Genomic DNA, 11,332 nt, shown 5'->3' on the forward strand with positions numbered 1-11,332 from the left:
TGAATGTTCTGCTTGGGCTCCCAGGCACGCTGCCTATTTGGCTGCTCTGGTACCTCGTGGTGAACTGGCCACTCGCTGATCTTGGCTTGACCGTACGAGAGCCGACTGAGAACGACGGCATGCTGGGCTGGCTGCTCATCGCCGCCCCCGTCGCCGGGCTGTACACCTTGCTCTGGTGGCTTGCCAATAAGCCGCTCCGCCGCAGGTCGGCGCTTGCTCCATGTGCGTACTGGTCCCTCAGCGTTCTGGCTCTGTTCGTCCCGACAACCGTCCTCGCCATCACCACGTAGCGGGCAGGGGCTGGCCCACCTGCGAGGCCATGGCCGACCGTCGCGCTCAGTGGCCCACTGAAGCGCTTAGTCACAGGCGCATGGTTTCGGGCCCCTGCCATGGGTGTAGCCCTGGCCGCGCCGTACGGACACGCCCTGGTCGAGCGTGTCCTGCTCGACGTCGTCCGGCTCGACCTTGTATCTGATCTCCTGCCGTACTGGTGGGCGCGGGAGGACTTCGACGGCGGCATCGAGGCCCTGGAGCAGCGCATCGGCCACCCCGTCCGCCACCAGTACAAGCTCCCCTCCCAGCCCGACGTCCTGCCGCCCCCAGACGCTCTCCTCGTCGCACCCCTGACCAGCAATACCGTCAACAAATGGGCGGCCGGAACCTCGGACACCCTCGCCCTGGGACTCTTCACCGAGGGCATCGGTCTCGGACTGCCGATCGTCGCCCTGCCGCACTGGAACGCCGCACAGAACCGCCACCCCGCGGTGGCCCGTATCGTGGAGACGCTGCGCACTGCCGGAGTGACCGTGCTGCTGGGCGAGGACGGCTTCACACCGCACGAGCCGCGCCAGGGTGACCTCGACGCGTACCCGTGGCAGGCCGCCCTGGACGCCCTGCCCACCTGACCCACCCCGTTCCCCACGCACCCGGCTCTCGCGGGAGGCTCTGCCAGCTCACCAGCACCAGAAACGACGGCAAAGCCGGTGCTCAGCAGCCGTGAACCGAGGATTGCAGGAGGCGCTTCGAGAGGGGTCTGAGGACCTCCTTGAAGCGCTGCTTCCTTATCAGGCCGTCTCGGAATCGAAATATCGCACAGCATTTTGGGGTGCGCCTGCTGTCACCGGGAACATTCTCCGTCTGTGAAACACCGGCGTTTTCCGGCTGCTATAACCGACGCAGGAAATCCCCTCCTCCTGCCCGACACCGATTTCAGCCGACCGAAAATGCGAGGACCACGTGAGCACGTACCGACGACGCCCCCGGGACCCGTTCGCGCCGCCCGCACCCCGTACGGCGCCCCGCCCCGTCGACCCGGCCCGCATCGGACGCGCCTCGGTGCGGCGCCGGGCCCGGGGCATGACCCACTCCGAGATCGCGGCCGCGCTCGAAGACGCCCGCGGCCTCGACCGCCACCGCTCACGCGACGAAGAGTCCGCCCACGATCTGCGCGGGCTGGCCGAACTCGCGGAATGGGAACGCCTGGAGCAGCTGCTCGCCCGCACCGGCGAGGTGTACGACCCGGACGGCGACGTCGTCGTCCAGGCTGAGCTCGCCGCCGACGCCGCGGCCGCCGAAGCGGAGACCGAGCGGGCCCGGCGCCAGCAGGAGCTGACGGACCGCCGGGATGAGCTCGTACGCCTCGCACGGGAGGACCGGCTCGCCACCGTCGAGCCCCGCCAGGGCGACGAAGAGGTCCGGGCCGAGATCGCCGGGAGCTCCGCTTGGTGCCTGCCCGCCGTCGACGGGTGGCTCGCCGCCGCCCTCGCCGCTCACCGGGGCCACTACGCCGACCCGGACGCCCGCACCCGCGCCGCCGGCCTGCTGCCCCGGGAAGTGACCGTCCAGGCAGCGCTGCTGTCCGCGCTCGCCCGCCTCACCCCGGGCAGTGAAGGCGCCGCCCGCGTCGAGTTCACCGGGCAGCTCGCCCGCGCGCACCCGCACGCCACCGTGCAGCTCGTCGACGTTCTGGAGCAGGCCGCCGCCAGCCACGGTGCTGCGACGGGCTGAAACGGTCACGCTGGGCGACCTCACAGGCTTCCAGATCAGCCCCCGCACGCCCGTATGGAGCTGGGAGCCTGCGAGGAGTTATACGGCTAAATATCTGATCCTCTCAGGTGGACCTGGGAGGTCGTCCCCCCGTTTCCCCAGGTGACGACGTTCCTGGGGGAAGGCTCTGAGGTGGGAGGCGAGCTGAGAGCGGCGTCGCAATTCCTGACCTCTGACAAAGCATCTTGGCCGTTTGCCAGGTGATCTTGACGACGGATAGTTTTCTGCCACCTGATCTTGATCAACGAGGTCACCTATCCCATGCAGACCGGGGGCGGGCGGCTGCCCGACGCGTCCGGATTTGACCTCAGGAGAGGCGGAACCGGGAGGCGAAACTGCGGAATGGACCAATTGGCCACGCGACGGGCCCGGAGGCCCATTCCCCCGTGGCTCGGCGCGCGGTCGGCGCAGTCGACCGTTTCCGCCCCCGCCTGTGATCGGATCGCCAATCCGCGCCCAAGTGTGTAAGTGGCTGAACCTGCGCCAGACGCTAGTTGCGGCCGCCCGGGGCGTATCCCTGCAGGAAAGCGGGTGCGACCGTGCGCTGCCGCTCCAGCAGTTGAGGAAGTTCGCGAGCGAGCGCGGGATGGGCCTTGGCCCAGTCCGGAGCGTGCGCTACGAACTCACGACTGTTGAAGACGGTGTAACGGTTGATGTCCGCGACTCGCAGCCGGGAGGCGTCCTGGGGGTCACGGGAGATGATCACGGCGAGACTGCTGCCCAGCGGCAGAGTCAGGCGCCGAAAGTTCGCAAACCCGATCCCGACACCGTGGTCGAAGAAGGCGGGCGGAATATCCTTCGGCGGGGTACCCACCACGCCAGAGAAACAGACTGAGTTGTCACCGACCAGGAGCCCGCCTCCGCGGGGGCGGTAGCAGGACCAGTGCATGCTGCTGTCCAGCAAAGTGGAGACCAGGTGATTCCACTGGTCCTTGTAGTACGCGTCCTCGTCGTTGCGAACCAGCCACGGTTCAATCACGTACATGGAGATGAGCCCCATCATGCTCGTTTGGAGCTGTTCGTCGGACATCTGGAGGTCATCGCCTTCGGACGCCCAAATGTCATCGCCTTCGGACATCCAGATGTCATCGCCTTCGGACGTCCAGATGTCATCGTCTCTGACTGCCTTGCCTGTCACGTGCATCAGGAAGCGGCTGCGCTGCCACTGGAGTGCCAGGAGCCAGGCCAGGGCGCTGCGGGCGTGGGCGGGTACAGCACACTCCCGACCTTGCACCAGTTCCCTGACAACCGTGGCTGCCTCGCCCTCGATGTTTCCCATGGCCTCCTCCATTGACATGTGGTCAGGTTCCTGACCCGGGCGGTAAATCGAGTGGCCGAAGTTACGGTGTCCGAGGTCGCGGACGGCGGTGGGGAATCGCCGCTCGTTCATCACCTGGTGGGCGACGAGTTTGCCCTTCGGCCCAGCGAAGTGGTGGAGCAGGAACTGGGGTACAAAGTGATGCTTCTTGGCGTGCTGCGACATAGGGCGACTGTAGAGGGGCGGTATGTGCCGCCGCCTGGACTTTGTCGCAGTGATCAGGGCATGTAGCCCTCCCACGCCCAGGGGCCGGCCGGGCGGCTGAAGGTCGGCCAGCCCGGTCCGTAGGTGCTGTGGGGGGATCAACTGGGCGCCGGGCAATTCCCCCTCGACCGTTTTCGCCCCCGCCCTACGTCGTCCCGCCTGCTGCGCGAGTGCATACACCTCGGGAGTCGTCACCGATCAAACCCCAGTGACAAGCAGTCAAGATCGTTTGTCAGAGGTCAATTCCACTCACTCGGCGTGATCAACGCTTCGCCGCTCCGCGTGTGGATGCTAGCCGCCCTCCCCGACTGCGTACTGGTGATGCTTCCCTCCGGCCTGCGCTGGATGTACCCGTTCTCATTGGGGCATTGGGTCGCCTGCCCGAAGGGGCTGGCCAGACCCCACTGAGTGCCGCTTCCCCCCAACCCGCGTGATGCACCCGTTTCTATTGGGGGATTGGGGGATGGAAGCGCTGTTTCCGCAGGTAGTGGAGTCACATTGGGGGATGGGGGCGCCGGAGGAAGCGGTGAACGTCCGTCGGAACGAACCATCGATCCCACGTCCTGTGTCATCGGCTGGCCACCTGTGTTTCGTGTTCAAAGCCGCTGCGCCCCGGCGGAGCGGTCGTCGAGGTGGCCGGACCGCACGGTATGCAACCCCTACCCAGCCCCTGACGGGCCATTGGGGCGAGATCGTGCAGGTCACAGCATGTCGGACCGGAAAGCCCGTCAACTCTCGTACATCGCCCACTCGGTGGCTCTATGCTCTTGCCATCGCCGCCGCCGAGGGCGGCCTGTTGAGCAGTCGGTGGACACCACAATGTCCACCGGCGAGACCTGAGTACGCCGCCTACACGGGCGGGTACCCGGATCCGCCTGCAGGTCACCAAAGCGACGCCGGGTCAGCCCAGCGACGGACCGCGGTCCTCACCGGGACGGCACGGGTGCGTGGCGCTCCGATGGCGCTCTGCTCGCGTACGCCGATCACCGGCCGCGAGCCCACCTCGCGTCGGCCCATTTGATTGAGGCCCTGTGAGCACCATCGACATCCCCGACGAGCACGACGACATCGACGGCATCGAGGTCATCGACATCCGCTCCGGCGACCGCTCCACGCCGTTCGAGCACCGCGTCGAACCGGTCAGCAAGACCACCAAGGCGATCAAGTTCCTCCAGAATCACCCCGACGTTCAGATCTCCCCGGCTGCCGTCCGCCGGATCGCGTTCGGTGCGGTCGAGCCCGGACTCCTCGAAGGAGCCCGCCTGGAGCGGCACCGCGTCGAGACTGGATGGCTGAGCGTCCTCACCTACCGCGCGTACACGCTGATGCTGTCCCCCGCGATCGAGAACGACCGGCTCCTCGACGAGGCCCACTACGCGGCCGACCCGGACGCCAGCGACGACCAGCGTGTCCTGGCCATGCCCACCGCGCACGCCACCGACGCCACCCTTGTCTATGCCGATGCCATGGACGACCTCCTCGCCGCTATTGACCGGGCGTCTATGCGCGTGAGGGGGAACAACCCGCAGGAAGTCGGCCGGCGCATCGTGGAGCGGCCCCTGACTGCCGTTCCCGCCACCTTCCTCAACCCCGGACGTCACCCCGATGACGACCTGAGCATCGTCGACGGCAACAGCCGCTGGGCGTCCTGCACCGCCGGGATCAAGGTCCCGTCCAGCTCGATCCGCCCCACCAACGCCAAGGACCCCGACAGCCTGCTTCCGTCCCACCTCATGCGGCTTCCCCTCACCGAGCGGCGGGATCTCGTCCGCGAGATCGTCAAGAGCGCCCACCGCGACATCAACGCCGCCACCGGCACGAGCAAGGCCGCCCGTGCCAAGCGTGACCAGGCCGCCAGGCTCCTCAACGCGATGACCGTCCCAGTGCAGGTCATCGTCGGCTACACCGACGACAACCCGGACATGCGGCGCTTCCCCGTTGCGGTCCGCTCGCTGCTGATGCGCATGAACATCGGGGTGAAGCCGTTCGACGCGTCCTCGCAAAACGGTGTCACCGCCGAAGAGATCGTCACCGCCCTGTTCGACGCCGGCGAACTCGGCGACAACGCCGGGTCCGTAAGGGACGTCCTCCTTGGCCGCGCCGACGTCACCGACGCCATGAAGTCCCTCGGACTCAACCCCGCCTTCCGCGACCTGCGGTTCACGTTCGTCGTCCAGCAGCTCACCCGCAAGGAGCCCCGGCTGAACGCGGTCATGGCCGCGAAGCTCGACAAGCGCCGCCTCCATGTCTCCCACCGCAGCGGCCCGATCGTCGAACTCGGCCTGCGCTCCTACTCCAGCCTCCCCAAGGAGAAACTGGCGCCCGTGCGCACCGCGCTGGATACCGGCTGCCTGTGGCAGGCCCTCACCCACCACGAGTGGACCGTCGAGAACATCGACAACGACCAGGCCGTGGACGACCTCCTAAAGCGCGCCGACAACGGCGACGTCCCCGCCCGGCTGCTCCTCGGCGTGCTCGCCATGGTCACCCTCGTCACCAGCGGCTACCTCCTCGCCCCCGGCGGCTCCGCCGAGCAGATCGTGGGCAACATCAAGGTCATGCGCGCCGGTGTCGGCACGGTCATCAAGACCGTCCTCGATAAGAAGGAGGGCCGGCAGGTCCTCGCCGACGCGATCAAGCGGATCCGCGCCGGCCTGCGCCCGCAGTGGTGGGCCAACGGCCACCTCGTCGAGCGCGACGACTGGAAGGGCAGCGACTTCAACGCCCACCTGCGCCTCGCCGCCAACCACGGGTTCGACCCCGAGGGCTACCAGAACGACCCCACCGCCACCGAACTCGAAGACAAGGCCCTTACCGCCTTCCAGGTATCCCTCACCACGACCGCCGCCGACCTCGACGACCTGATTGCCCTGCGCAAGAAGAACGGCACCACGACCGAACTCTCCTGGACCGTCGTCGAGCCGTCCTTCAAGCAGCTCAACCGCATGGACAAGGCCCTCACCCGCGTCTCCGAGGATGAGCCGCGCTGATGACCGACACCACCTGGACCGGCGTCGTCGCCATCACCGACGACCGCTACGTCATGCTCACCCGGCTCGCTGGCCAATGGCTCGTCGAACCGCAGCCTGAGCCGATCCCCATCGGCGAGGACTCCGGCTACGAGGACAAGGCCATCTACATCGCGGTCAACCACAACGGCAACGCCTGCTACTGCGGAAAGACCGCCCCCACCCGGGCCCTGAACCGGGGTGCCGCCGCGACCAGGCTCAGCCAGCACATCAACAACAGCAAGTCGAAGCGGGACGAATGGGTCGAGTACTGGGTGATCCCGCTACGTGACGCCACCCCCGGCCACGTCGTCTCCGCCCTGGAGAAAACCGTGGCCGCCCGCCTCGGCATCCCACTCGTGCACCGGACGCGCATGCCGCACCAGCGCACCTGACCCCCGGCCGGCCAAAACACCGGCCGACACCGGAAACACACGTGGGCCCCCGCACCGGGAGGACGGCGCCGGGGGCCCACGTGCTGCGAAGGGCATAGCCGGGCCTCAGGGACTCCGACGATCCCAACGGCTGGTCAGGTCCGGCGCCCGACCGGCCCCGGACACACCACGGCCCGGTGACATGTGCCCAACGAGCCTGACGAACCATCGGGATATCCGTGAGGCACGTACGGAAACCACCTCATGCCTCACATGCCTTCTCCGAACTAAGAGTTGATGTAACGGTGAGACCAATGCCGCGCGACTCGGACGCTGTGCCTATCACGAGCAGCAGCCGGACGGCTCGTGGGCCGTGCTGCTGTTTCCGCTGGACGGCCGGCCCGCACAGGCGCAGCCGACCGAGGAGCCGGTGACGACGTTGCAGTCCTCGCTGGTCGTGGCCTCGATCCTCGCGGCGCAGTGATGGGCGAGGGGAGCACGGTGCTGCACACCATCGACGGGGACCCGTACCGGCTCGCGCGGGAGTACCGCGACCGCCACCCGGGCGGCCGCCCGGTGGTGAACCGCATGTGGGCCTCCGTGCAGGGCGTGCCCGAGTACTGGTGCCCGCCGAGTGAGTTTGGCGGAACTCCCGTGCGGACGGGCTGCGGTTGGAAGACTCTTGGTTATGAGCAACACGACTTTTGCGGGCGTGCAGCCGTACTCTCCGGGCACGCGGTGGATCTTCCGGTCCAAGAACGGGTACGTCCACACCGAGGAGCTGGCGCTGTCCTGGCTCGTCGGGGGCACTGAGCCGATCTGTGAGGATCCTTCGGCGGAGGGACAGCCGGCGGACGTCCTGTGGCGCTACTGGGCAAAGGACGCCAACCACTATCACGAGCGGTGGCCGGAGGCGTTCCGGCCGGGCGAGGTGCACATCTCCTGGCGGGTGGTCTCGCCGACGCCCGACAGCGGGGTGTTCGAGGGGGCGCCCTACACCCGCGACCCGCGTCATCTGCCGCGCCAGTCCCAGGTGGACGAGGAGCAGGACGACTTCCTGACCCACTACTCGTTCCCGACGCACGCCGTTTCTGGGGAGCGCCTGAACTGGCTGCGGCTGCCCGTGCTGGACCGGGCGTGGCGCGAGGACCGGGAGGACGCCGGCGGCTTCGTCCAGGAGGCGTCCGGGTGGAAGCCGTCGCCGCTCCAGCTGGTCATGGACGTCGTACAGGTGGCGCGGTGCTCGGGATTGTGGACTCCAGAGCTGGCGCTGATGAGCGGGGACTTGGACGACGGTGAGCAGTACGTGCTGGGCAACTGGCTGGCCGAGCACCAGGAAGGCATGGACAGCGACGTGTTCGACGCCCTGTACGCGAAGCTCGGCAAGCACCACCAGTGCGACTTGGACGAGTCCATCTCGGACTGGGCCGACAGCGCGGTGGGAGACGCGAGTTGGAGGAGCTGACCTGCCGGAAGACAGTTCGTCTTCGCCTCGGGTCTGCCCAGGCTGGTGGCTGGGATGCTCGCGCCGGTGAGGATCGCCTGAGGGATGCCGACGCCGGATCGGCGAGCGAGCAGGCCCGCGGTGATCGCGATGTTGAGGGCGGTGGACAGGACGAGCACGAGGGACAGGATGACCGTGGTCGTCGTCGCGTACTTCGAAACCCGACACGAAGGAGCCTCCGGGTCGCGGAGCCTCCGGGCCGCGCAGCATTCGCACGGTCGTCCGTGCCCTACAGGTAGCGGCCCGCTTGCCAGGGGAGGCAGCGCTCCCGACTCAGGCGCCCGCCACGTGCAGCTCATACGGCAGAGCAGCACCGTGTCTGCTGCATGGCCGCTGCACTCCTGCTGCAACCCGCCTACAGCAGGTGCAGCAGGGCCCTGCAACGGCTGCCCGGGCGGTTGACCTGCGCCAATGCGGCGGTTTCCCCTGAAGGGGAAAGATGTACGCGCGTGTGCAGCACATGCAGCAGCGGCACTGCACCGAAGTGCAGCGCCGCTGGAAAGCTCGTCTACGAAGCGCGGTCAGGAGACGGCCTTGAAGGTCGCCCGGCGCCTCTTGTCGTCCTTCTCGCGGCGCTTCACGGCGAGCTGGTTCTGGTAGTCCGCGGCGGCCCACTGGTAGCGCTTGATGAAGTCCGGCGAGTTGAGCCGCTCTTCCGCCGGCATCGCCCTGATGGCGGCGACTGCGTCCTCAGGTGTCTCGTACGGGGCGAGCATCGCGTTGATCTGGTAGATCCCCGGCCGCTTCCGCTTCACCAGCTGCGCCAGGTCCAGGTCGCGCATCGCCGTGTTCACTGCACCCCGGCTCAGGTTCAGCATCTTGGCGATGGTGGCCTGGTCGATTTCGATGCGTCCGCCAGCCTCGGCATACGCACGGAGCTTCAGCAGCACGCGGTAGGCCGCGGGCAGAAGATCCAAGTCCGCGAGGATGCTCTCCGCGTTGACGGCGGCGAAATGCATGCTGCTCACTGGTCAGTCCCTCTCCTGCTGCTTCTGCTGCTCGCGCTCTTCGCGGCGGAGCTTGCGCTTCTCGGCACGTACTGCTCTTACCCGCTCGACCTCCGCGCGCATCGCGTCCAGGTTCGGGAAGCGGACGTGCTCGGCAAGGCCCTTGTCACCACGGATCTGCTCGATGACCTCGTGCTGCTCGACCTTGATGTACTGGGGCTCGGTTCCGTCCGTTGCCGGGATGAATTCTGCCACCCGGTAGCTGAAGGGCGGGTTGAACTGGTAGACCCCCCGCTTCACCCGGTAGACGATCCCGAACTCCATGAGCTCGACCAGGACCTCACACACCTTCTGGCGCGTGACGTCCAGGACGTCGGCCATCTCCTCCTGCGTCAGATGGATGCGCCCACCGGCACGCTGGCAGGCGATCAGCAAGAAGATCATGCGCAGAGGCAGTGCTTCGCGGAAGTACTGCGCGATCTGGAAGAAGAACTCCAGGCTGTCCATGGCGAAGGCGTTGGGCGCCTCTGGCTTGCTGAAGAACTCCAGCTTCTTCCTCGGCTCGACGGTGATCTTCCGCGCCGGGTACCGGCGCGCAATGTCGTCGAGGTCCTTCACCGGTGCCACGGGGTGGTCGAACGCCGCAGCGGGATCGCTCCAGGGAAGCTGGGGCTGAGTGCTCGGCTCGCTCCTGCTGGAGGAGGTGCTGCGGCGCTTCGGCGCGGGTGACACGAGGGTGCTCTCCCAGCTTTCGATCTTCGTCCGGACTGCAGTGTATGTCACCTCTGCTTGACACCCGTGTCATGTCGGAACGACACCGCGAAAAGTTGTGTCCCCCCTGGGGGGACAGATCTCCCCCCTCCCGCCCCGGCCATGTCACGTCCTCTATGCCCGGACACAACCAGTGCCGCATGTCACCTCTACTTGACATTCGACAGCACGCCGTGTCGCCTCTACATGACACGGGCAGCTCGTTGTGCACCCTCAGGAGAGACACAACTCCCTCGATACGTCTCTCCTGAGGGACGTATCTCGCAGATTGCGTCGCTCTGACCTGCGCATTCTTGATTCGCTAGGTATTAGGTGGCTGAGGTCGCACCTGCCCCCCTGCGGGACCCCGTCGGGGTGCACGCGGCTTCGCGTGCGAGCCGGACTTCAGCACTCGGGAGGGGGACAGCAGCAACGGCTCTGAGTCTCGCGTTGGCTCGGGAGGGGACGGGACAAGCCCCAACAGGAGTCGTCGGCCCCGGCGGCTGGTTCCGCCGTACGGCCTGGGGGCCGTACGGCTCATCTACCTCCGCACACCGCACGACACCTCACCCTCTCGCCCAGCTTCCTTTCTTTGGCTGAACAAGTCGAGTGATCGAGGGTATTCAACCTTCCCCTTATCTCGGCTCATTCTGAACTGCACCCGAAGGAATTCAGCCGGTGAAATGTCGGTGATTAGTGGTGGCAGTCAGACGCAGATTTTCGGTGAGTCGTTCGGGTGGGTGGTGGTCCGTGCGCTGGGTCCAAAGTAGCGGACCTAGAAGAATGACGCACACGGGTTGGAGGGAGTGATAGGAGGTGTTCGGAACTGGTAACTTCGGGGGTGCGGGTTGAAGGGTTCGGCCCGTTTCCTGCCCTGGTCTGGCCGGGTTTTGCGGCCCTCGGCACGGGCGGCCGGCCCTTCGGGCCTCCTCCGCCTCCCGCACCGCCCCACACGCCATCCCATCGCCGCTGCCAGCGTTTTTAGGGTCGCACGGAGTGTGACCCGTGGCCGGATCGCGGAGCGATCAGGCCCGTCGGCGCTATGCGCCGACCCCTCGTGCGGCGAAGCCGCACGAGGGTGCTGTTGGGCCACGGAGTGGACCGGCAGCCCGTATCGCGGAGCGATACGGGAAAGCGTCGCGTAGCGACGCCGCGTCGTGTCTGCGGAGCAGACCGCGCGC

General features: G+C 67.1%; 9 protein-coding genes. 6 read left to right on the forward strand and 3 right to left on the reverse strand.

Features of this window, described 5'->3' with window-relative positions:
• Nucleotides 1-86: 86 nt before the first annotated feature.
• From ACZ56L_RS34160 to ACZ56L_RS34170, 3 genes are all read left to right on the forward strand, one after another.
• Nucleotides 87-290: a hypothetical protein gene (locus tag ACZ56L_RS34160; protein ID WP_471068905.1), complete on the forward strand. Its 204-nt coding sequence runs from the start codon at nt 87-89 to the stop codon at nt 288-290.
• Nucleotides 291-389: 99 nt separating this feature from the next.
• Complete coding sequence (locus tag ACZ56L_RS34165; RefSeq protein WP_471068907.1) at nt 390-905, forward strand: flavoprotein; 516 nt, start codon at nt 390-392, stop codon at nt 903-905.
• A 331-nt stretch (nt 906-1,236) separates the two neighbouring features.
• On the forward strand, nt 1,237-2,007 hold the full coding sequence (locus tag ACZ56L_RS34170; protein ID WP_471068909.1) for a hypothetical protein: 771 nt from the start codon (nt 1,237-1,239) through the stop codon (nt 2,005-2,007).
• Between the two features lie 529 nt (nt 2,008-2,536).
• On the opposite strand, the gene ACZ56L_RS34175 is transcribed toward ACZ56L_RS34170, so the two are convergent.
• The gene (locus ACZ56L_RS34175) at nt 2,537-3,529 is read right to left on the reverse strand and encodes a DUF4238 domain-containing protein (protein ID WP_471068911.1); all 993 of its coding nucleotides are present in this window, start codon (nt 3,527-3,529) and stop codon (nt 2,537-2,539) included.
• Nucleotides 3,530-4,599: 1,070 nt separating this feature from the next.
• Here ACZ56L_RS34175 and ACZ56L_RS34180 point away from each other — a divergent pair.
• The 3 genes from ACZ56L_RS34180 (at nt 4,600) to ACZ56L_RS34190 (ending at nt 8,415) form a co-directional block, all read left to right on the forward strand.
• The gene (locus ACZ56L_RS34180; RefSeq protein ID WP_471068913.1) at nt 4,600-6,558 is read left to right on the forward strand and encodes a hypothetical protein; all 1,959 of its coding nucleotides are present in this window, start codon (nt 4,600-4,602) and stop codon (nt 6,556-6,558) included.
• The gene (locus ACZ56L_RS34185; RefSeq protein ID WP_471068915.1) at nt 6,558-6,971 is read left to right on the forward strand and encodes a hypothetical protein; all 414 of its coding nucleotides are present in this window, start codon (nt 6,558-6,560) and stop codon (nt 6,969-6,971) included. Before ACZ56L_RS34180 ends, ACZ56L_RS34185 begins: the two co-directional genes overlap by 1 nt.
• 667 nt (nt 6,972-7,638) lie before the next feature.
• Complete coding sequence (locus ACZ56L_RS34190) at nt 7,639-8,415, forward strand: hypothetical protein (RefSeq protein WP_471068917.1); 777 nt, start codon at nt 7,639-7,641, stop codon at nt 8,413-8,415.
• A 560-nt stretch (nt 8,416-8,975) separates the two neighbouring features.
• Here the strand turns inward: ACZ56L_RS34190 and ACZ56L_RS34195 are convergent.
• Nucleotides 8,976-9,413 carry a MarR family transcriptional regulator gene (locus ACZ56L_RS34195; protein WP_471068921.1) on the reverse strand — a complete coding sequence of 146 codons (438 nt, stop codon included), beginning with the start codon at nt 9,411-9,413 and terminating at the stop codon, nt 8,976-8,978.
• Nucleotides 9,414-9,425: 12 nt separating this feature from the next.
• On the reverse strand, nt 9,426-10,184 hold the full coding sequence (locus ACZ56L_RS34200; protein WP_471068919.1) for a hypothetical protein: 759 nt from the start codon (nt 10,182-10,184) through the stop codon (nt 9,426-9,428).
• Nucleotides 10,185-11,332: the final 1,148 nt, after the last annotated feature.

The sequence above is a fragment of the Streptomyces sp. NPDC039736 genome, from assembly GCF_055596485.1.